Here is a 19,352-nt window from a genome sequence, read left to right on the forward strand (position 1 = left end):
GGTGCCGTCGGGGGTGCTGGTCCCCGGCGGCACCATGTTCAGCCGAGCCATTCGGCCCCGTAGTGATCCACCATCTGTTCGAACGCGGCGTACTCCGCCTGCCGTTGGTAGGCGTCGAGCCAGCGTTGCTGCGTCGGCTTCACGGCCTCGCCATCGGCGATGCGCCGCTCCAGTTCCTTGGCCTGCAGGTACCGCTCCCGCGCCTCGTCCTTCTGGACGGGCGTCTTGCCCCGCGCGGCGGCGATCTGCGTCACCGGCGCCGGGGCCGCGCGACGCTGCGTCGGCAACTCGGGCTGGGGCGCCGGGGCAGGGCGCTTCGCGAACTCGGGCTTGATCAGCTTCGCTTCCGGGATCTCGGCCGGGGCAGGGGCGCTCGCATCCAGTGCCGCACCCAGTTCCACGGTGCGCAGGCGCTTGTGCGCCTTCGCCGCGGCCTTCTCCGCCGACATCCAGCGCTTGCGGGCACTGTTGTGCAGCCGCGCCTCGTCGAGGTCGAAGAACCCGCCGCGCTCGTGGCAGGCGGCAAGGCCCAGATACGCACCGTCCAGGGCATAGACATGCAGGCCCGACCACAGGTCCGCCGGGTCGAACCGCGCGATCACCCGCTCGCCCGCGATCCCGTGCATCCAGTCCGACCAGTACCGGTTGTCCATGAAAGCGATCTGCCCGGTGCTGCGATCCGCGCGCACACCCTCGGCCCCCATCAGCCACAACCGGCGCTGCTCGGCGGTGGCCTTGCGGATGGGCGCCTGCGGATAGGCGGCATCGAATGTTTCGATGAAACTGCGGCCCCGCGCGGTGTCCGTGCGCCGCCCGTCGCGGGCGTTGTGCTCTTCGATCCCCTCGGCCAGCACGCCCATGAACGCTTCGATGTCGATGGCGCGGCTGCCGTAATTCTCGGGCTTCGCGTCCGGGCGGTTGCCGGTATAGGCGCCTGCGAAACGCGGATCCTTGGCGATCCCGTCGCACATGTCGCGGAACGCGCGCTCGATCGGCTTCGACTGCCCGGCATAGGGCGTCGCCCAGTGGATATCGACATCGAGCGCACGCAATACGCCCTGGATGTCGTCATCCTTGATCTTGAACCGGTGCCGCGTCTGCGCCTGGCCTGTCAGGAACTTGTTCGCGAACTCCCGCCCGTTATCCAGCAACATGTGATCCGGGATCCCGAACCGCTCGATCATGTCGCCGATGCACAGGCTGACATCCGTCTTGTTCGGGTTCCGCGACAGCCGCCACGACACGATCCGGCCCGAATAGATGTCCTGCATCGCACACATCTGCGGGCGCAGGATCTCCGGCTCCGGGTCGCCCTCGAACCGCGGCCAGCGCACGAACACGTCGAACTTGTGATAGTCCGCGTTCACGGCTTCCATCGGGTGCAGCGACCGCTTGTCCCGGCGCTGCGGCGGATAGAGCCGCTTCAGCGCGTCCACGCCCTTGCGCATGTAGATCTGCGCGCTCCGGCTCACCTCTGCGTTCAGCCGCCGCCGGGCCGTCTGCTCGGTCAGCGCCTCGATGCCCTCGGCGCGTGCGATGCGCACCGCCCGGCGATACGCCGTCGAAAACGACGGGGCCTCCAGCCGCAGGAAATCGGACTTCAGCAGGTCCATGAACCGCGGGTCGGCCTCGGCGCGGCGTGTCTTGCGCCGCGCCATCCGGTGGCGCGGGGCAAGATACGCCAGCCGGTCGTCGGCCCGCACGCCCTCGACCAGCGCGAACCATGTCCAGATCGTGCGATGCCCGACGCCGCGCAGCCGGGCGATCTCGTGCACCGCGTGATCGCGGCTCGCCCCGCCGGTTTCCAGCATTTCCACCGCCTGGATGATCTCCAGCCGCGCCCGCGCCTTGTCGCGCACGGCCTCGGGCAACGCCTCGAACGCCACCCACGCCGCGTCGCGATCCGCGTGGGCCGGGGCAGGCTCGGCCACGGGCGTGCGCGCAGCCAGCAGCGCCTGCTGCGCGCGCTGCGGGAACAGCGACCAGTGATACTCCCACCCGCCCCCGCGCCCCGTGCGCCGCCGCGCGAAACCGCGCTGCGCCCGCCACGCGAACCGGTCGGCCATCGCGTTCACGTTCCGCTTCGTCGTGGGCATGTCTGGCAGCGCCGCGGCGGCGATCTCTGCGGCGGTCCACCATGTCTGGTCGGGCGCGTCGCTCATACGGCACCGCCCTTCGGCAGGCTCTTCGCGAGGTCCTTCGGCAGCCGCGCGACGAACCGCTTGCGCGCGGCCAGCGGCGCGCGGTCCCAGGCCTTGCACAGGGCCGTATAGGCCGCATCGATCGGGTCGGGCTGCGCGGCCGGGGTCTTGCGCGCGGCGATGGCCTGCGCCGCGGTCCTGGCCCGCCCCTCCGCCAGCGCATCGACCACGTCGTAGCGCGTCACCGTGTCGGGGATCTTGGAAATCGCCTGCAGGTCCTTCAGGTTGACCGGCCTCGGCGCAAGGCGCAGCTTGGCGATCTCGTCGGGCTGCAGTGCATCGCCTGCCGCCATGATGCGCGAGACGTGGCGCACCGATATGCCGCGCGCCTCCGCCAGCGTCGATGCAAGTGACTTCGATGTCTCTTGCATCCAGCGACCGGCAGCGCCAGCCGCCCCCTGCTTGGTTTCGGGGTGCATCTCCTGGTAGACCCGACGCCGCGCCGACAGGAAAACCGCAAGATCGAGCGGCGTCAGATCGGCCCCGACCAGGTTCGCATCGGCTTCCAGAAGCCGCGCCTCGTCATCCCTGCACATCACGACGACAGCCGGGATCTCTGCCCGCTCGAGCCGCCGCATCGCTTCAAGGCGATGCGCGCCGTCCAGCAGAACATCCCCGCCGGGCGTGCGCCGCACGAGGATCCGGGTCAGAAACCCGTGCGCGCCGATCGCATCCACCAGCGCCGACACCGCATCCTCGGACACGGGCCGCAGCCGCGAAGTCTCGCGGACATCTGCGACGGGCAGAACGTGGATCGTGGTCAGGAATTCAACGGCCATTCATTCACCCGTAAAACTGTGCGCAAAGGGTCGCGCGGGGGCGGCAGTTCCTGCACATCCGGTGCCCCGCATGTTCGCTCTGGAACGTCTCACCGCAGCTGATGCAGGCCCGCTCCTTGCGTTTGGGGCGTTCCCGCACGACTAGCTGGTCGAGCCCGATCTCGGCACTGGACCGCGTCGCATACCGCCGCAGGATCCGGCCTTCGCGCACGACGGCCCAGAACGCGCCATCGTCGTCGGCCATGCGCATCACGCGGGCCGGCGCGCTCATGACGCGTCCCCGGCATCGAACCCGCGATCGTCCGCGCTATCACCGGTCATGCCGCGCTCGATCAGCACGTCCTCGAAGAACCCGATCAAGCCGCGGTTTGTCAGGTCGGAATAGGCTTCAAGCACCGTGTCGACCTCCCGGTCGAACGCCGCGCAGGCGCTGTCGCCACGGCCTGTGCCGCCATGCTCCGCGATCTCGCGGTCAAGCTGCAGGCAGCGGTGCAGCCCGTCCCGCAGGGCCTGCCAGACCTGCACATCGCTGGGTGCCGCGGTGTCGGGTGGGGCCTCGGTCTCGGGCGGTGCTGCGCCATGTGTCGGGCCATGTGTCGGGGCTGTCTCGGCGATGCTGGTCATCCGAAAGCTACTCCTGCCAGAAGGAAGATGATGACGATCGCGACCAGGCTCCCCAGCGCGATCACGTCGCCGATCACGCTGTCCTGAACCCTGTCGCTGACCGCGACGATCGCGCGCCAGGCGGAACGGAGGGAGGAGGACCCGCCCCGCCCGGCGCGCACCCCGGCAGGCTGAACCGCCGGGATCTCGGAAACGAAAGGCGCATCGGCATCGCGGATCGGCCCGCGGATGATGCGCGTGCTGCGGTGCGGCGCACGACGCGCGCGCGGCATCACGGGATCGAGCGGCCCGCCCATCACGAGGCCCACGCGTCGCGCATCTGGTAAGGGCGTGTGTGCGCGCCACCAGATGTGCTACCTTGGCGGCACCGGAGAGAGTCGCACCTCCCCCCGGCGCCTGGCACCCTCATGTGCAGGATGAAACACACAAGGATGATCTGAATGTCGAAGAAGAACGAAACCGGCACGCAACGCCCGCCGTCTGGCGCTAAGGTAGAAATTAATTCGATGGGACCGCGGCAGCCCGCGAACTCGAAAACGTTCGAGAAGACAATGGGACCGCGCCAGCCGACGCCGCCGAAGCCGCCAACGCCACCAAAGGAAAAGTGACAATGACCCCGGATCGCGACAACATCAGGTTCAACGTTCTGCGCAACGCGCTCTACCACACGGCCCGTCGGCGCTGGTTCGAGAGCTGGAACCGTCGGTTCAACTTCCTCGTGATCCTTCTTGGCGCCGCGGCCGTCGGCGATCTGGCGACGCGCGCGGGTTTCGATCCGATCTCGATCGGTGTGGCCGTGGCCACCATTGGTGCGCTCCAGCTCGTGTTCGACTTCAGCGGGCAGGCGCGCGACCACCAGACGCTGCAGCGCGCTTACTACCACCTGCTGGCAGACATCGAGGCCACCCTGAATGACACAGACGAGGATCGCGCCCGCTGGTATGGCGACATGATCCGCATCACCGCCGATGAAGCCCCCACCATGCGCGCTGCCGACGCCCGGGCCTACAACGATGCAATTGATGCCACAGAAATGGATCCCGATCAGCGCCTGATCGTGCCCCTTCTCCACCAGTTGCTTGCACATTTCGTGGCGTTTGAAGGTCGGAACTATCCGAAGCTGTGCGAACGCAGCGGCGCGCACCGGACCGGCCAGGAAGCCTGACAGGTTGCCCATCACGCGCCCCCCTTCCAGCCTGCGATAGAGCGGGCGGTGGCGCGGTGGCAGATACGGCGGGCGCGCATCAGCAGCGCCTGGCCATGATCCCAGGCCAGTTCACGCAGCAACTCGGGCAGCCAGCGCCAGCCGACCATTCTACACAGACCGAGCCCGGCCTGCCGCAGCAGGTACAGCACGATCTCCTCGCGCCGCGTGTAGAACCGGGCCATCACGCGGTCCGCCGCATCGGGGGCACGTACCGCCCCACATGAACCCGCCCGCGGATGGCGATCCGCGCCATCCCGCCCGGCAGAATGCGCATCAGCACACCCTGCAGGGATACCGTCCCGATGGTGATCGTCGCGATCATCACGCACTCCTTACGTCTTGAGTGGGGGTGTCCGGAGCCGGACGGGGAATGTCCGCAGGCCATTCCAGGTCCGCAGGCCAGCGCTCCGAAAACTTTCGGAGCAGACGATCATACGTCCCGAAGCGAATATCCCGCCCAGGCTTGCGCAGGTGCTTGAAGAAGTCGCCGCGGCCCAGAAGCCGCTGCGAAATGGCAAAATGCGTCACGCCGTCATGCGACGCGAGCGTGTCCGCGAGGACGGTGAGTTGCTGCTGCGGTGTCATCATGGCGCAATCTGGCCTTATAGAGCCATTCCTGTCAAGCGCTCTAAAGCTACAGGCTTTCCAGACTATGCATTTTGGCTTTAAGGAGCCAACCAATGGACATGGAACAGATCCTCGTAACGATTGACCAAACCCTTGCAGAGAAGGGCCTTTCGCGCGCTTTTGTGTCCGAGCAGGCAACAGGCAGCACGTCCACGCTCAAGAACCTGTGGGCCTCTCTAGAAGCCAAGCGAGAACGTCGATTAGGTATTGAAAACGTAAAGTTAATCGCGGATTTTCTTGGCCTTGAGTTCTACGTTGGACCACCCCGCTATCCCTCGTCGAACCATGCCATTCTCAACCAACTCGCCGAGCGTGTTGCGGAGTTCCGGACTGATCGTCGGATAGTCCCACTGGATGGGCTGGAGCCCGCGCCGCCTATCTCGCGCCTCGCATTGCCCGAAGAGTGGTTCATTGACCACGGCATCGCCCCGTCACATGCCGCACTGGTCGGCCAGCATGACGACGCGATGCTTCCCAGTATTCCGCCGGGTGCAACGGTAGTTATCGACACCTCGATCATCGATCCCGGCACCGCACCTGGGAAGATCTATGCCCTCCGTATCGGCTCTGCTACGCTTCTTAGGCGATGCGATCCGACCAACCTCGGGCTTGTTGCACGACCCGACAACCCGGCGCACGCGGTCAACACGATATTGCGCCAACACCTCTCCAATGCCCCCGTTCTCGGCCGGGTGCGGGCGGTAATTTCAGGACTGGACTAGATGTTTAAGGCACGAAAATCATACATTTTTTTGGCAATTTCCACTCTTGCGCTTGGGGGCTGCCAAGTGCAATCGAAATCCGAAATATACCTGTCCGACGTCAAAAGGGTTGCTATGGAGGATGTTGAGCTTTCAACGCCGCTTACCTTCAGGTTTGAAATCGCATCTTCCAGCGAGTGCCAATCAGCTATCGCAGCGTTGGAACCAGCGCTCGGACAATACTATCAATCAGTTGATATGAGGGGCTGCGAGAACGAAGGTGTGTATAGCTTTGTGGTGGCTCGTGTCATGGCATCAATGGTTCGCCTTGACAGCGAGAAAGCGGAGACCATCGACCAACCTGTCTACCTTACTGTCATGCAATGGGATGACGTAGAAGCCTTGGCAGTCGGTTTTGCTTCGACACCTGCTTCAATCGTTGACTTTCAAGCTGCGCTACCAGAACGCGCAACTGACTTCGTACGAAAAGAACCAGATATCAGGCTCAGCGCTACCGTGCACAATGACATGTCTGGCGTCGTAGATATCATCGTTCAATCTGCGATTGTGAATCAGTATCCTGTCGCTCCACCCTTTTCCGTAACCTACAAGGTTTCCCGTCGCGACAAGCTTGAGGTTGTTCTTTCAGATGTAGCAAACGCCGCTTTTGTACGTCATGACCAACCTGGATTGATCGCCACTTTGCCGTTTGCAGCACTTGGCCTGTCAACGGAGGCACCTGGTAGCGATCCCCAATCACCGTAGTCGCTCTTGAAAAACTCACGGAAACCCCAAAATCGCGTCCCAGTTCGAAGCGCCGTCCTGAAGGCGGCGCTGTAGCTATCTGGATGTTTTTGCAAGTTTAATCGCTATCTGGGACGCTTGAAGGGAACTGGGACGGCGACGTCCCAGTTCGGCGCCTCCATTCTGCCCGGAAACACCCCGTCACGCGCCCCTGAAACCCGGATTAAACACGGATTGAACGGCACTTAGCGCGATCCTTGACCACACCGCCCCACGGCGCCACACTCGCCCCGCACGGCCCCAAAATCGCCCCGTTCGGCCATCACTGCAGATCTTGCGCACCCCCACCACGATCCCCCGCCGAACGCCCTAAGGCCCCTTATGTCAAAGGCAGTTGTGCTTCTTCCGGCATCCTCGCCGGTCTTCCGGCTTCACTGCAGGTATCGGTGTCAACTTACATGCGGCTCGATTTTCCCGTCGTGCTGCCGAATGCGGTTTCGCTGCCCCCGGCCCCCGGCACGGTCCGCCGGTCAACTCTCGGGCTTCGGTTCCTCCAGCAGCGCGGCGGCGCTGCGTTCGTCGGTGATGAATGTGCTCGGCCGCAACGACCTCAGCGTCCCGTGCAACATGGTGATCTTTTCAGGCCCGCCCGAAATCAGCACCTTGTTGGGCACCCGCGCCAGCCGATCCAGCGGCATGGAGATCGCGCGCGCGTTCACGGGATGGTCGATGGGCCGCCCATCGCGGTCGAGGAAGTTGTAAAGGATATCGCCCACGGCCCCCGCCTCGATCATGGATAGGCGTTCGGCCTCGGACACGTGGCCCAGCCGGTAGGATGTCGTCAGGGTCGAGATTCCGCCGCAGGACAGCAGCGCCACGTCGCAGGTCTCGGCCATCTGGAACACCTGCTCCAGCCCGCAATGCTCCAGCAGCGCATGCTTGGTGCGCGGCGAATCGACGATGGCCGGCGCGGTGACGAGGAACCCTTCGGCCTGGAACAGTTCCGCAAACTGCCAAGCGAATTCGGCAGGGTTGAAACGCCGCGCCTGGCTGATCCCGCCCAGCAGCGACACGACCCGCACGCCGTCAAGCTGGCGGCCTTCCACGAAGGGCAGCATGGCGTGGAGCGTTCGGCCCCAACCCACGCCCACCGTGATGTTGGGGCGCATGATCTCGCCCAGATGGGCCCCGGCAGCCGCGGCGATCACGCGCGTCGGGTCGCCATCGGGGTCCGAAAAGGGCGCCACGATGGCGCGGGTCAGCCCGAAGCGGTCTTCCAGCCGCGATTGCAGTTCCGTCAGGGGCGCGAGATCGGACTTGATGCGGATGACCACCTCGCCCCGGCGACGGGCCTCGGACAGAAGCCGTGTGATCATGATCCGGTTCACGCCCAGTGACTTGGCGACTTCGGACTGGGTCATGCCCTCGATGTAATAGAGCCACGCCGCCCGGATGCGCGTCTGGCTTTGCGGGTCGCGCGCGCCCCGGCTCTGCGGGATATGGGGGTCCGCGGCGGAATCCTCGGGCATGGGTTCGGTCCTGAAAAGTGTCTGACCGGGGCTTATAGCGGCTGCCCGACAATCTTTCCAACCTCTTCGGGGCATTCGATCTGTGGCATGTGGCCGATATGGTCGAACAGGTGCAGTCCGACGCGACCCGGCGCGCGCAGGGCGTGCTGCCACGGGATGATGGCGTCGGCCTTGCCCCAGACGATCCGCGCGGGCGGCACCAGCCGGTCCAGCGCCGCGGTCAGGTCGAAGCCCTGCGTGCCATCGGGAAAGATTGCGTCGGCCAGCGCCGTCTGCGCGGCGCGCAGGGCCGGGTCCGCGCGGGCGTCCATGGCAAGGCGCGCGTAGCTGTCCGTGATCCGGCGTGGATCGGCGACCAGCGTCCGCAGCCAGGGCGCAAGGCTGTCGGCGCGGGTCGCCCGGCAGATGCCCGCCAGGGCCGGGCCGTTGACCTGCGGACCCAGCCCTGCCGGGGCGATCAGCGTCAGGGCGGCGATCTGCCGGGGCCGCGTGTCCGCCAGTGCCAGCGCCAGCGCGCCGCCCAGCGAGTGGCCCACGAGATGCGCCCGCGCGAGCCCGAGATCGTCGAAGGCTGCACGGACCGCAGCGGCAAGCGCCGCGAAATCCGGCATGGCATCAGGTGCGGACCGGCCATGCCCCGGCAGGTCGATGCGGATCAGCGGGCGGTCGCCCAGATGCGGCTCCAGCGGCGTCCATGACGTCATGTCCGAACCGAACCCGTGCAGCAGGACCACGGGCAGGCCCGATCCGCCGCCGCGCCGGGACACCGCCAAACTGCCGCTGCGCTGGGGCTGCGCCGGGGTGGCGGTCGTCAGCAGGGCATCGATATCGGCCCGTTGAACCCGCCCGCGGGGCCCCGAGCCCGCGATGCCTGCCAGATCGATCCCGGCGTCCCGCGCCCGTGCCCGCGCGGCGGGGGTCGCCCGTGGTCGATCGCCGCATTCCGGATCGGAGTCGCCGGCACGAGGGGCCAAGGCGTCGGCCTGTTCCTGAGGTGCCGCTCCTGCCCGCGCCAGGGGGGCGTGCGCGCCGCGGTCCGGATGGAGGGGCCCGCCCCGTGCGTCGCGCCGTCCCGCGTCGTCCGCCGCATGTGCGCTTGCCCGCCCGTCTTCCCCAGGCGCCCCGGACCCGGCATTGCCGGGCGCCGGGGCCTCCGACGCACCGATCTCTGCCGGGGACGGGCCGACCGCCTCATCCGCCGCGTAGAGCCACGCGACCGGCTTGCCGATGGGCACTTCGGTCCCTTCCGCGGCACGGTGGTGCAGGATGCCCGCGGCTTGGGCCTCGACCTCCATAGCGGCCTTGTCGGTTTCGATGTCGAACAGCGGGTCGCCCTTGGCGACCTGTGTCCCCTCGGCCACGTGCCACGCGACGATGCGACCCCGGTCCATGTCCATGTCGACCTTGGGCATGATGACCTCGACGGGCATCAGACGCGGCCCTTCGCCAGATCCCGCGCCGCCGAAAGGATACCCGGCACCTGCGGCACCGCGGCCTTTTCCAGTTCCGGGTTGTAGGGGATCGGGCATTCCGCCCCCCCGAGCCGGATGATCGGCGAATCAAGGTAATCGAACGCGTCGCTTTCGGCGACCATCGCGCTGATCTCGGCGCCGATCCCAAGCGTTTTCACGGCCTCGTGGACGATCATCAGCCGCCCGGTCTTCCGCGCGCTGCCCAGGATCGTGTCGCGGTCGATGGGCCGGACGCTGCGCAGGTCGATCACCTCCGCGTCGATCCCGTCTGCCTCCATCTCGCGGGCCGCCTCCAGCGCCTTGTGCACCATGATGCCGCTCGCGACGATGGTCAGGTCGCGCCCGGTCCGCCGGATCGCGGCGGTGCCGATGGGGGTCGTGTAGTGCCCTTCCGGCACCGGCCCCTTCATCTTGTACAGAATCTTGTGCTCGAAGATCATCACCGGGTCGGGATCGTCGAGGGCTGCCAGCAACAGGCCCTTGGCGTCCTCCGGCGTGGTGGGCTGCACCACCTTCAGCCCCGGCACATGGGCCAGCCATGCCTCCAGGCTTTGCGAATGCTGCGCCGCCGCCCCGGTGCCCGACCCCGCCGGGAACCGCATCACCAGTGGCACGGACACGGCCCCGCCCAGCATGTAGCGCAGCTTGGCCGCCTGGTTGACGATCTGCTCCATCGCCAGCGTGGCGAAATCCGAGAACTGGAATTCGAAGATGGGCCGCAGCCCGGTCAGCGCGGCCCCTACGGCAACCCCCGCGCCGCCCAGTTCGGATATCGGCGTGTCCATCACCCGGTCGGTGCCGTACTTGTGCACCAGGTCCCCGGTCACCTGGAACGCGCCGCCATAGACGCCGATATCCTCGCCCATCAGCACGACGCGCGGATCGCGGTCCAGGGCGATGTCCATCGCCTCGCGCAGCGCCTCGGCGTAAGACAATTCGCGGACGGCTTCAGTCACGGCGTTCATGCGGGCTGTCCTTTGGTCTCCGTGCCGGTCATGCCGCCGCCGGGTTGTAAACGTCGCGCGCGACATCGGCGGGATCGGGGTCGGCACTGTCCGCGGCAAAGGCGATGGCGTCGGCGATCACCTGCTCGGTTTCCGCCTCGATGTCCGCCACGTCCGCATCGGTCAGCACGCCGTGATCCACCAGCAGCCGCGCGAAGGCCGGGATCGGGTCGCGCGCCATCCAGTCGGCGATTTCCTCCTTTGTGCGATACCGGTTGCGGTCCGACTTGGAATGACCGCGCCAGCGGTAGGTGACGTTCTCCACAAGGCTGGGTCCGTCCCCCGCCCGCGCCCGCGCGACAGCCGCGTCCACCGCCTCGGCCACCGCCGAGAAATCGTTACCGTCCACGGTCACGCCCGGCATGGCATATGCCGCCGCGCGTTCGGCGATGTTCTTGACGGCCGTCGAGCGTTCGGTCGACGTGGACATGCCGTACTTGTTGTTCTCGCACACGAAGACCACCGGCAGCTTCCAGACCGCGGCCATGTTCAGCGCCTCGTGGAACGCGCCCTCGTTATTGGCCCCGTCCCCGAAGAAGCACACCGTCACGGCACCCGTGCCCAGCCGCTTGGCCGACAGCGCGGCGCCGACGGCGATGGGCAGCCCGCCGCCCACGATGCCGTTCGCGCCCAGATTGCCTTTGGTCGGGTCGGCGATATGCATGGACCCGCCCCGCCCCCGGCAATAGCCGGTTTCCTTGCCGAAGAACTCCGCGAACATGCGCCCCAGATCGGCGCCCTTGGCCACGCAATGCCCGTGCCCGCGATGGGTCGACGTGATCTTGTCGTCATCCGACAGCGCCATGCAGGAGGCCACCGCCGACGCTTCCTGCCCGATGGACAGGTGCATCGTGCCGTGGATCAGGCCGCGGGTATAGCTGTTCTCGGCCCCTTCCTCGAACTTGCGGATCAGGTACATCTTGCGCAGCGCCGCGCGCAGGGTGTCGGCGTCATAGGCGCGGATGGCATAGGGCAGGTTGCCGTCGCGGTATCCGTCAGGCATGGACGGGCTCCTTGCCATGGATCGCCGCGTCCTGCCGCGCGCGCAATTCCACGATGCGGGACGCGGGCAGGCGGGTGTTCGCCGCGGTGATGAGATCGCCCTTCGCGATGGGCGCGGTCACGACAGCCCCGGTCAACAGCCCCGCCGGATGCGCGCCCATGGCGCGGGCGCGGGGGGCGGTCATGGCCCAGGCGCGATAGGTGTATTCGCCGATCTGGTCGAGCACCTCGCCGGGTTTCAGGGCACGCTTGGCCACCGCCGCAACCTCGGCCACGGGGCGATCCAGCGGAACCATGTCCGCCTTGCCATAAAGGACGGCGCGCGCGCAGGTCAGCGGTACCTCCAGCGAGGTCAGGTGATAGGGCCGCAGGAACGTGAAATAGGGTCCGTCGCCCATCTTCAGGTCGGTCATGCGCTCGCGCACGCGGGGGTGCTCCGCCTCCACGATGCAGAACACGCCGGGCGCCACGCCTTGCCCGACCGAGAAGTCCACCCGGCCTGCGCCCGACAGGACACCGCCATCGGCCTGCGGCACCAGCACCTTCGCCAGTTCCTTGGGCCCGGCGGCAGGCCCGTGCATCCCGTCGCAATCGGGGATCAGGCCTGTGGCATTGGCGATGGCGCACATTTCCACCATGGTCTTGGACCCGTCCACGAATTCGACCAGCAGACGGGGGTTCATGTGCCGCGCCCTTGCTTCGGCTTCGTAGGCATCGGGGGTGGCGTCGATGTTCAGCGGGTTGTTCTTGCCCTTGCCCGCGCAGACAATCCGGTGCCCCATGGCCGAGGCGAACTCGATCAGCTCCATGCAGGCGGACGGCTCGTCCCCCGCGCCAAGGCTGTAGACCACGCCCAGCCGGTCCGCCTCCCGCCGCAGGTAGGCGCCGATTGTCACGTCGGCTTCCACGTTCATCATCACGAGATGCTTGCCGGCCTCCATCGCGCGCAGGCCGATGTCGGCGCCGACCGACGGCACCCCGGTCGCATCGATCATCACGTCGATCAACCCGCAGCCGATCAGCGCGTCGGCGCTATCGGCGATGGCGGTGCGGCCCTGTTCGATGGCGGCGGCCACGGCGTCGGGCGTGTTCGCGTCGGTGCTGTGGCCGGGCTCGCGGTGCGCGATCTCGACGGCGCGATGCGCCGCTGCGGGATCGATTTCGGATATCGCCGCAAGCTCGACCCCGTCCATCATCGCCGCGCGGGTGACGATATCGGTCCCCATCTCGCCCGCGCCCACGAGCCCGATGCGGACCGGGCGCCCGGCATCGGCGCGCGCCGCCAGGTCCCGTGCAAGCCCGGTCAGTGCGATATTCGATGCCATGCTGGTACGCCCCTTCGTGCCGTGTGTCGCGATGATTGTGAACTTTCGTTGCAGTGTCAAATCATTTGTTCAAGCCAGTGGGTGCATCCACATTATTTACTTGTCACATTTTGCCGCATTGCGGCATGGAATTGTGTGACTGCGCATCATTATTCTGTTGACACACAGGGGCATGTGAACAACGGTTGAGATGAACAATCAAATGTTCACGGGATCATGACCCGCCCGCGCGCCGGACGATGTGGCCGAAGGACGGGCAGGCAATGTCAACTGGGAGGATACGATGGGTAAGGCTGGATCACTTTCGCGGCGTTCGTTTCTGAAATCCACCTCTGCGGCGGGGTTTGCCGCGGCGGGGGGCGGATTCGCGCTGCCCGCGCTGGCGCAGGCGGGGCTTCCGGACCCGCAATCGGTGCTCGACGGTATCGCGATCTCGAAATACGTCCGCGCGGATTACCGCGACCTCTATGGCATGTCCGACGACAAGCCGATCTGGGACAATTCCAAGGACTGGATCCGCACCGTGGACTGGGAAAAGGTCCGCAGCGAGCTTTCCGGCACAACCGTGCGGTTCGCCGTGGGTGCCGCCGACGCTGAATCCGCGGCCGAAGGTCTTGCCCCGTTCGAAGCGCTCTCGGGCATTTCGGTCGAACTGGTCCCGATCCCGGACGACAGCATGTACGACAAGGTGCTGGCCGAGTTCATCTCCGGCAATGCGTCGTTCGACGCGCTGCAGTTCTTCTCGCCGTGGATGGGGGATTTCGCGGCACCGGGGTTCCTGTACCCGCTCGACGAGTTCGCCGAGAAATGGTCGTTGCCGCTGGATGACTTCTACGACACCTACCGTCTGAACTACGGCTTCTTCAACGGCAAGATGTACGGTATCCCGTTCGATTGCGACGTGCAGATGGTGCACCTGCGCAAGGGCTACATGGAGCAGATCCTTGGCGGGCCGGTGGACCGGGTGACGTCCGTGCCGACATACGACGAACTGATCCGCGTGTCGGGTGAACTGAACCGGATCGAACCGGGCGTGTCCGGCGTGGGCCTGATGGCGGCGCCGGGATTCTGGTCCACCTACACGTGGGAACATATCGCGGCGCAGGCCGGCATGATGCTGTTCGACGAGAACTGGGAGCCGATCTTCAACGGCGACGCAGGCATGAAGGGGCTGGAAATCATGCTGGCCCTGTCCAAGAACGCCAACGAAGGCCACGCGGGCGCCGGCTGGCCGGAAAACCGCGCGGCATGGCTGGGCGGACAGGTCGCCACCAATATCAGCTGGCAGGACAGCGGCACCCAGGCGATGCGCCCGGACCAGAGCCAGATCGTGGACGATTTCGTCACCATCTACGAGCCGCGGATCGAGGGCGGGCGGTTCGCGCCGCCGAACATCGCCGGGTCCACGTCCTGCGTGTCGGCCTCGGCCCAGAATCCGGAAGGCGCGTTCCTGATGCTCGGGTTCCTCACGACCGCGTCGATCATGGCTATGAACGAGGCGAACGCGAACGGCGTGGCGCCGGGCTACAAGTCCGTGCTGACCAACCCGAACCTTCAGGCCGTGTCCCAGCCCGCCAAGGTCTGGTCGGAAAGCCTCGAACATGCGTGGTGCGCGCCGCGCCTGCCGGGGGCCTTCCCGATCGAGCAAGCCATCGGCAACGAGATCAACCGCGCCGTCGTCGGCCAGATCACCGCGAAGGAGGCGCTGGACAACGCCGCGTCCGCGGTGCGCCGGATCATGGAATCGAACGGCTTCTACCAGGGCCGTGACCCAGTGGACTACGCGGCCGCCGCGCCGGGGCTCTACGTGGGCGAGGGGCGTCCGCTGCCCTTCTGATCCCCGCAGACGACGACACGACAACGACAGGATATCCGCATGGGCGAGACTTCCCTGTCGGGCACCGGGGCGGCGCGATCCGCCCCGGCACGTCCGGCCACCAGCCGCCTTCGCCGCCGCCCGCGCTGGCTGAAGACGGCGTTCCCCTATCTGCTGGTGGCACCGGCCGTCATCTACCTGATGCTGATCACGCTCTATCCCGGCATCTACGCGATCATCCAGAGCTTTTACGCCGTCAAGTTCGGGCCATGGCAGCCCGTGGGCTTTGCCAATTACGTCCGGCTCTGGGGCGACTACCAGTTCTGGGGTGCGCTGTGGAACACGCTGGTGATCGGGTCCATCGCACTGACACTGCAATGCGTGCTGGCGCTGCTGCTCGCGTTCTTCGCCTATCGCGATCCGTGGGTGCGCGGCTGGCGGATCGTGTTCCTGCTGCCGATGCTGTTCATGCCCTCGGCGGTGGCGTTCATCTTCAAGCTGTCGTTTCTCGACGCCCGCGTGGTGTCGGACCTGCTGATCCGTGTCGGACTGATCGACGGCAATCTCGCCATCCAGTCTTCGGTCTGGATGAGCCGGGGCCTGCTGATCCTTGCCGACGTGTGGCAATGGACGCCGTTCCTGTTCATCATCTTCGTCGCCGCCCTTCAGGGCCAGGACGAGGAGGTCGAGGAGGCCGCGCGGCTCGACGGTGCGTCATGGCCCGCGATCTTCTGGAACATATCCCTGCCGATGATGAAGCCGGTGATCGCCGTAGCGCTGATCCTGCGCGGCATCGACATCACCACCATGTTCACCAACGTCTTCATCATCACCAAGGGCGGCCCGGCCTTCGGCACCGAAACCATCAGCTATTTCATCTACCGCACGGGGTTCCGGTTCTTCGACTTCGGCTATGCCTCGGCGGCGTCGGTGATCATGCTGATCCTCACCATCCTGATCGCGCAATTCGTCGTGAAACGCGCCTTCGTGTCGGCACGGAGCTGAGCCATGGCCTCGATGCGCAAGAAATCCCGCGGCGACAACCTGGTGCTGCGCTATGCCATCCTCGGGGCCTGGGCGCTGGTTTGCCTGCTGCCGGTGCTGTGGTTCCTGTCCATCGGCCTGCGCCCGCGGACTGAAATCATCACCCCCCAGCCGATCTACTGGCCGACCTTCTCGCTCGATGCGTGGCACATGATCTGGTCGGACTGGCCGATGGCGCGCTACCTGCGCAACTCGGTGCTGGCGATCATCGGGTCGGTGCTGATCGATCTGGTGCTGGCGATCCCGGCGGCCTATTCGCTGTCGCGCTACACCTATCGCGGGCGGGACGATATCGGGTTCTACATCCTGTCCACGCGGATGATGGCGCCCGCCATCGTGGCGATCCCGATCTTCTTCCTGTTCCGCAACGCGGGGCTTCTGGACACGATCTGGGCCTTGATGCTGATCTACGCCGCGATCAACCTGTCCTTCGTGACGTGGATCATCCGGTCCTACATGCTCGACATTCCCAAGGAACTGGAGGACGCGGCCCGCACCGACGGCGCCAGCGACCTGCGCATCCTGTGGGAAATCATCATCCCCGCGATTCTGCCCGGCATCATCACCGCGTCGGTCATCGCCATGATCTTCGCGATCAACGAATTCCTGTTCACGCTGCTCATCGCCTCCACCTCGCAGGCCTACACCATGTCGGTCGCGCTGGCGAATTTCACCGGCGGCTCGGACGGGGTGATCTACAACGCCATCGCACTTGTGGCCTTCCTCGCCTTCGTGCCGGTGTTCATCGTGGTGGTCGCCATCCAGAAACACCTGAGCCGCGGTCTGACCATGGGCGCGGTAAAAGGCTGACACGCCGAACGCGCAGCGGGGCGAGTCTTGCTGCGCCGTTGGCATCACAACCACCAAGCCGCCGAACGCGGCACGACAAGGACAAGAACGCCCATGGCACGGATCGAGCTGGCCGACATACAGAAGAAATTCGGACTGGTCTGGGGCGTGCGCGATGTGAACATCGACATCGCCGATGAGGAATTCATCGTCTTCCTCGGCCCTTCGGGCTGCGGCAAGACCACCACGATGCGCATGATCGCGGGGCTGGAAGAGCCGACCGAGGGCGAGATCCGCATGGATGGCGAGGTGATGAACGACATCGACGCGCGCGACCGCGACGTGGCGATGGTGTTCCAAGGCTACGCGCTTTACCCCAACATGACGATCTACGAAAACATCCGCTTTCCGCTGCGGATGCGGGGCGTGCCGCGGGCGGAACAGGACGCGCTGGTGCGGCAGGCCGCGGGGCTGGTGGAACTGACTGATTACCTCGACCGCAAGCCGCAGGCCCTGTCGGGCGGGCAACGGCAGCGTGCGGCGCTGGCCCGCGCCATCGTGCGCCAGCCGCAGGTTTTCCTGATGGACGAGCCGCTTTCCAACCTCGACGCCAAGCTGCGGCAGGCGATGCGGGTGCAGATCAAGCATATCCAGCGCCAGTTGCGCATCACCACCGTCTACGTGACCCACGACCAGATCGAGGCGATGACGCTCGCCGACCGGATCGTCATCATGCAGTCGGGCGCGGTTCAGCAGATCGGCACGCCCGACCAGATCTACAACGATCCGGCGAACACATTCGTGGCGGGTTTCATCGGTGCGCCGCCCATGAACCTGATCGCCGGGCGGCTGGCGGACGGCACCTTCACCGCGCCCGGTCTGCGCGTCACGGGCCTGCCAGAACGGCGCGGCGGAAAGGTGACGCTCGGCATCCGCCCCGAGGATTGCCACGTCACCGTGGGCGCGGATCACCTGCAGGGCATCGTCTTCGGCGTGGAGCCGACGGGCGAGACGACCTACCTGACCGTGAAGGCCGGCGAGAAGCTGGTGGAGGTCAAGGCCGACCGGGATTTCCGCGCGGATCTGGACACGCCCGTCGCCGTGGGCTTCGATACGACCCGGCTATACCTGTTCGACACGGCCAGCGGCGACCGGCTGCGTTGAGGACTGCCAGCCGCGGAGAGGAGGGACCATGACATTCGACTACACCTCGATGGGGTTCTACACGTTCGACGCGCTCTGCCGCCCCGTCACCGACCTGCCGCCGGGCGGGGGCACGTTCTTCGTGGACGACTTCGCGCTGGCGGTGTCCGGGGCGGCCGGGTCGGCGGCCATCGTGGCGGCCAAGCACGGGCTGCGGGTGCAGGCCGTGGGCGGCGTGGGCCATGACCTGATGGGCGACTGGGTGCTGCGGCGGCTGGACGATTTCGGGGTGGACCGGGGGATGATGCAGCGCTGCGACGGCTTCACCACCTCATCCAGCATCGTCACGACCCGCCCCGATGGCGCGCGCCCCGCGCTGCACAAACGCGGTGCGACCGCCGGGTTCTACATCGACGATACGCAGGCCGACAGGGTGCTGGATACGAAAATCCTGCATGTCGGCGGCGTCGGGCTGATGGACGCCATGGACCGCGGGCGCAATGCAGAACTGTTGCAGGCGGCGCGCGCGCGCGGTGCCACCACCACGCTCGATGTCTTCGCCTCCACCGCCGACGATCTGCCGCTGGTCCGCCCGCTCCTCGCCCATACCGACTTTTTCATGCCCTCGGAGGAAGAGGCGATGGCCCTGTCCGGCCTGACGGATTTCGAGGATATCGCTTCCTTCCTGCTGGATCAGGGCGTGGGGGCCGTGATCCTGACGCTGGGCGAAAAGGGGGCGATGTACCGCGACCGGGACGGGCAGCGCATCGACCTGCCCGCCTATGCGGTGGACGTCGTGTGCACCTGCGGCTGCGGGGACTGCTTCAACGCGGGCTTCGCCACCGGGCTGCATCTGGGCCGCCCGATCGCGGACTGCATCCGGATGGGCCAGGCGGCGTCGGCGCAGAACGCCACCGGGCTCGGATCGCAGGCCGGGGTCGTCGATCTGGACCACACGCTCAAGTTCATGGCGGAGACACCGACGCGGTGCTATGCTGACGCGTGATGACGCAATCCCGCGAGCCGCTTGACGAATCCATGCCCCAGACATCCGCCAGCCCCGCCATCGTCCGGGCCCTCAAGGGTCCGTTCCGCGACATCCTGCGAGGGATGACCAGCATGGCGGGCGCGACGGAGGACATGCTCCAACCCGCCGCACGCGCGCTGCCCGGCCCCCTGCGGGACGCCGTCAAACAGGCGCTGCGCACGCTCGAAGGGCAGGGCGACCGGCTGCTGACCCCCGACATCACGCAGGACGATATCCGCCGCGCCGCGGCCTTCCTGCGCGGCGACGTGCACGGGCGCGGCGACGCGGCCGGCTGCGCGCGCGTGCTGGCCTTCGCCT

The 19,352-nt window shown here is 66.5% G+C and carries 23 protein-coding genes; 10 read left to right on the forward strand and 13 right to left on the reverse strand.

The annotated features are described in order from the left end of the window. Nucleotides 1–38: 38 nt before the first annotated feature. From DDE13_RS13470 to DDE13_RS13490, 5 genes are read right to left on the reverse strand one after another with little or no spacing between them, the layout of a single operon-like run. A complete protein-coding gene (locus tag DDE13_RS13470; RefSeq protein WP_111404815.1) occupies nucleotides 39–2,162 on the reverse strand; it encodes a transposase domain-containing protein in 2,124 nt (707 codons plus the stop codon). Next, a complete protein-coding gene (locus DDE13_RS13475; protein WP_111404816.1) occupies nucleotides 2,159–2,980 on the reverse strand; it encodes a ParB/RepB/Spo0J family partition protein in 822 nt (273 codons plus the stop codon). The genes DDE13_RS13470 and DDE13_RS13475 overlap by 4 nt, the downstream gene beginning before the upstream one ends. A 4-nt stretch (nucleotides 2,981–2,984) precedes the next feature. After that, on the reverse strand, nucleotides 2,985–3,251 hold the full coding sequence (locus tag DDE13_RS13480) for a hypothetical protein (protein WP_111404817.1): 267 nt from the start codon (nucleotides 3,249–3,251) through the stop codon (nucleotides 2,985–2,987). Continuing rightward, on the reverse strand, nucleotides 3,248–3,604 hold the full coding sequence (locus DDE13_RS13485; RefSeq protein ID WP_111404818.1) for a hypothetical protein: 357 nt from the start codon (nucleotides 3,602–3,604) through the stop codon (nucleotides 3,248–3,250). The genes DDE13_RS13480 and DDE13_RS13485 overlap by 4 nt, the downstream gene beginning before the upstream one ends. Next, nucleotides 3,601–3,912, reverse strand: coding sequence for a hypothetical protein (locus DDE13_RS13490; RefSeq protein ID WP_111404819.1), 312 nt, complete (start codon nucleotides 3,910–3,912; stop codon nucleotides 3,601–3,603). Before DDE13_RS13490 ends, DDE13_RS13485 begins: the two co-directional genes overlap by 4 nt. A gap of 132 nt (nucleotides 3,913–4,044) precedes the next feature. Here DDE13_RS13490 and DDE13_RS22905 point away from each other — a divergent pair, with 132 nt between their 5' ends. Together DDE13_RS22905 and DDE13_RS13495 are read left to right on the forward strand one after the other, a co-directional pair. Continuing rightward, nucleotides 4,045–4,212, forward strand: coding sequence for a hypothetical protein (locus DDE13_RS22905; protein WP_162631007.1), 168 nt, complete (start codon nucleotides 4,045–4,047; stop codon nucleotides 4,210–4,212). A 2-nt stretch (nucleotides 4,213–4,214) separates the two neighbouring features. After that, the gene (locus DDE13_RS13495; protein ID WP_111404820.1) at nucleotides 4,215–4,769 is read left to right on the forward strand and encodes a hypothetical protein; all 555 of its coding nucleotides are present in this window, start codon (nucleotides 4,215–4,217) and stop codon (nucleotides 4,767–4,769) included. An 11-nt stretch (nucleotides 4,770–4,780) separates the two neighbouring features. Here the strand turns inward: DDE13_RS13495 and DDE13_RS13500 are convergent, their stop codons facing one another. From DDE13_RS13500 to DDE13_RS13505, 3 genes are read right to left on the reverse strand one after another with little or no spacing between them, the layout of a single operon-like run. After that, nucleotides 4,781–4,993 (reverse strand): hypothetical protein, encoded by a 213-nt coding sequence (locus tag DDE13_RS13500; protein ID WP_111404821.1) that lies wholly within the window; start codon nucleotides 4,991–4,993, stop codon nucleotides 4,781–4,783. Continuing rightward, nucleotides 4,993–5,133: a hypothetical protein gene (locus tag DDE13_RS22910; protein WP_162631008.1), complete on the reverse strand. Its 141-nt coding sequence runs from the start codon at nucleotides 5,131–5,133 to the stop codon at nucleotides 4,993–4,995. Before DDE13_RS22910 ends, DDE13_RS13500 begins: the two co-directional genes overlap by 1 nt. Then, nucleotides 5,133–5,399, reverse strand: coding sequence for a hypothetical protein (locus tag DDE13_RS13505; RefSeq protein WP_111404822.1), 267 nt, complete (start codon nucleotides 5,397–5,399; stop codon nucleotides 5,133–5,135). Before DDE13_RS13505 ends, DDE13_RS22910 begins: the two co-directional genes overlap by 1 nt. 92 nt (nucleotides 5,400–5,491) lie before the next feature. Between DDE13_RS13505 and DDE13_RS13510 the strand changes: the two genes are divergently transcribed. Together DDE13_RS13510 and DDE13_RS22915 are read left to right on the forward strand one after the other, a co-directional pair. Continuing rightward, on the forward strand, nucleotides 5,492–6,160 hold the full coding sequence (locus DDE13_RS13510) for a LexA family transcriptional regulator (RefSeq protein WP_111404823.1): 669 nt from the start codon (nucleotides 5,492–5,494) through the stop codon (nucleotides 6,158–6,160). Then, nucleotides 6,161–6,904 (forward strand): DUF7424 family protein, encoded by a 744-nt coding sequence (locus tag DDE13_RS22915; RefSeq protein ID WP_162631009.1) that lies wholly within the window; start codon nucleotides 6,161–6,163, stop codon nucleotides 6,902–6,904. Nucleotides 6,905–7,413: 509 nt separating this feature from the next. Here DDE13_RS22915 and DDE13_RS13515 read toward each other — a convergent pair. Genes DDE13_RS13515 through DDE13_RS13535 form a run of 5 tightly spaced genes read right to left on the reverse strand, consistent with a single transcriptional unit; the run spans nucleotide 7,414 to nucleotide 13,215 of the window. Further along, complete coding sequence (locus tag DDE13_RS13515) at nucleotides 7,414–8,412, reverse strand: sugar-binding transcriptional regulator (RefSeq protein ID WP_111404824.1); 999 nt, start codon at nucleotides 8,410–8,412, stop codon at nucleotides 7,414–7,416. A 32-nt stretch (nucleotides 8,413–8,444) separates the two neighbouring features. Then, entirely contained in the window at nucleotides 8,445–9,842 is a 1,398-nt protein-coding gene (locus DDE13_RS13520) for an acetoin dehydrogenase dihydrolipoyllysine-residue acetyltransferase subunit (protein WP_111404825.1), read from the reverse strand. Continuing rightward, nucleotides 9,842–10,849, reverse strand: coding sequence for an alpha-ketoacid dehydrogenase subunit beta (locus tag DDE13_RS13525; protein WP_222626099.1), 1,008 nt, complete (start codon nucleotides 10,847–10,849; stop codon nucleotides 9,842–9,844). Before DDE13_RS13525 ends, DDE13_RS13520 begins: the two co-directional genes overlap by 1 nt. Before the next feature lie 28 nt (nucleotides 10,850–10,877). Further along, the gene (locus DDE13_RS13530; RefSeq protein WP_222626100.1) at nucleotides 10,878–11,891 is read right to left on the reverse strand and encodes a thiamine pyrophosphate-dependent dehydrogenase E1 component subunit alpha; all 1,014 of its coding nucleotides are present in this window, start codon (nucleotides 11,889–11,891) and stop codon (nucleotides 10,878–10,880) included. Beyond that, nucleotides 11,884–13,215 carry an NAD(P)H-dependent oxidoreductase gene (locus DDE13_RS13535; protein ID WP_111404827.1) on the reverse strand — a complete coding sequence of 444 codons (1,332 nt, stop codon included), beginning with the start codon at nucleotides 13,213–13,215 and terminating at the stop codon, nucleotides 11,884–11,886. The genes DDE13_RS13530 and DDE13_RS13535 overlap by 8 nt, the downstream gene beginning before the upstream one ends. Nucleotides 13,216–13,498: 283 nt before the next feature. On the opposite strand from DDE13_RS13535, the gene DDE13_RS13540 reads away from it, so the two are divergent. The 6 genes from DDE13_RS13540 to DDE13_RS13565 all read left to right on the forward strand — a co-directional run. Then, nucleotides 13,499–15,052, forward strand: a complete 1,554-nt coding sequence (locus tag DDE13_RS13540; protein WP_111404828.1) for an ABC transporter substrate-binding protein — start codon at nucleotides 13,499–13,501, stop codon at nucleotides 15,050–15,052. A gap of 39 nt (nucleotides 15,053–15,091) precedes the next feature. Beyond that, nucleotides 15,092–16,036 (forward strand): carbohydrate ABC transporter permease, encoded by a 945-nt coding sequence (locus DDE13_RS13545; protein ID WP_111404829.1) that lies wholly within the window; start codon nucleotides 15,092–15,094, stop codon nucleotides 16,034–16,036. A 3-nt stretch (nucleotides 16,037–16,039) separates the two neighbouring features. Then, nucleotides 16,040–16,885 (forward strand): carbohydrate ABC transporter permease, encoded by an 846-nt coding sequence (locus DDE13_RS13550; protein WP_111404830.1) that lies wholly within the window; start codon nucleotides 16,040–16,042, stop codon nucleotides 16,883–16,885. A gap of 93 nt (nucleotides 16,886–16,978) precedes the next feature. Next, a complete protein-coding gene (locus DDE13_RS13555; RefSeq protein ID WP_111404831.1) occupies nucleotides 16,979–18,028 on the forward strand; it encodes an ABC transporter ATP-binding protein in 1,050 nt (349 codons plus the stop codon). A gap of 28 nt (nucleotides 18,029–18,056) precedes the next feature. Further along, the gene (locus DDE13_RS13560; RefSeq protein ID WP_111404832.1) at nucleotides 18,057–19,013 is read left to right on the forward strand and encodes a carbohydrate kinase family protein; all 957 of its coding nucleotides are present in this window, start codon (nucleotides 18,057–18,059) and stop codon (nucleotides 19,011–19,013) included. 32 nt (nucleotides 19,014–19,045) lie between these two features. After that, nucleotides 19,046–19,352: hypothetical protein (locus DDE13_RS13565; protein WP_162631010.1), on the forward strand; the 307-nt coding region annotated here is incomplete at its 3' end.

The organism is Meridianimarinicoccus zhengii, assembly GCF_003254465.1.
Lineage (GTDB): Bacteria > Pseudomonadota > Alphaproteobacteria > Rhodobacterales > Rhodobacteraceae > Meridianimarinicoccus > Meridianimarinicoccus zhengii.

Coding starts and splice junctions, on each gene's coding strand:
- DDE13_RS13535 (WP_111404827.1), bottom strand. CDS start 13,215: ATGGCATCGAATATCGCACTGACCGGGCTTGCACGGGACCTGGCGGCG.
- DDE13_RS13480 (WP_111404817.1), bottom strand. CDS start 3,251: ATGAGCGCGCCGGCCCGCGTGATGCGCATGGCCGACGACGATGGCGCG.
- DDE13_RS13470 (WP_111404815.1), bottom strand. CDS start 2,162: ATGAGCGACGCGCCCGACCAGACATGGTGGACCGCCGCAGAGATCGCC.
- DDE13_RS13495 (WP_111404820.1), top strand. CDS start 4,215: ATGACCCCGGATCGCGACAACATCAGGTTCAACGTTCTGCGCAACGCG.
- DDE13_RS22905 (WP_162631007.1), top strand. CDS start 4,045: ATGTCGAAGAAGAACGAAACCGGCACGCAACGCCCGCCGTCTGGCGCT.
- DDE13_RS13555 (WP_111404831.1), top strand. CDS start 16,979: ATGGCACGGATCGAGCTGGCCGACATACAGAAGAAATTCGGACTGGTC.
- DDE13_RS13500 (WP_111404821.1), bottom strand. CDS start 4,993: ATGGCCCGGTTCTACACGCGGCGCGAGGAGATCGTGCTGTACCTGCTG.
- DDE13_RS22910 (WP_162631008.1), bottom strand. CDS start 5,133: ATGATCGCGACGATCACCATCGGGACGGTATCCCTGCAGGGTGTGCTG.
- DDE13_RS13525 (WP_222626099.1), bottom strand. CDS start 10,849: ATGAACGCCGTGACTGAAGCCGTCCGCGAATTGTCTTACGCCGAGGCG.
- DDE13_RS13485 (WP_111404818.1), bottom strand. CDS start 3,604: ATGACCAGCATCGCCGAGACAGCCCCGACACATGGCCCGACACATGGC.
- DDE13_RS13550 (WP_111404830.1), top strand. CDS start 16,040: ATGGCCTCGATGCGCAAGAAATCCCGCGGCGACAACCTGGTGCTGCGC.
- DDE13_RS13505 (WP_111404822.1), bottom strand. CDS start 5,399: ATGATGACACCGCAGCAGCAACTCACCGTCCTCGCGGACACGCTCGCG.
- DDE13_RS13560 (WP_111404832.1), top strand. CDS start 18,057: ATGACATTCGACTACACCTCGATGGGGTTCTACACGTTCGACGCGCTC.
- DDE13_RS22915 (WP_162631009.1), top strand. CDS start 6,161: ATGTTTAAGGCACGAAAATCATACATTTTTTTGGCAATTTCCACTCTT.
- DDE13_RS13530 (WP_222626100.1), bottom strand. CDS start 11,891: ATGCCTGACGGATACCGCGACGGCAACCTGCCCTATGCCATCCGCGCC.
- DDE13_RS13520 (WP_111404825.1), bottom strand. CDS start 9,842: ATGCCCGTCGAGGTCATCATGCCCAAGGTCGACATGGACATGGACCGG.
- DDE13_RS13515 (WP_111404824.1), bottom strand. CDS start 8,412: ATGCCCGAGGATTCCGCCGCGGACCCCCATATCCCGCAGAGCCGGGGC.
- DDE13_RS13475 (WP_111404816.1), bottom strand. CDS start 2,980: ATGGCCGTTGAATTCCTGACCACGATCCACGTTCTGCCCGTCGCAGAT.
- DDE13_RS13540 (WP_111404828.1), top strand. CDS start 13,499: ATGGGTAAGGCTGGATCACTTTCGCGGCGTTCGTTTCTGAAATCCACC.
- DDE13_RS13510 (WP_111404823.1), top strand. CDS start 5,492: ATGGACATGGAACAGATCCTCGTAACGATTGACCAAACCCTTGCAGAG.
- DDE13_RS13545 (WP_111404829.1), top strand. CDS start 15,092: ATGGGCGAGACTTCCCTGTCGGGCACCGGGGCGGCGCGATCCGCCCCG.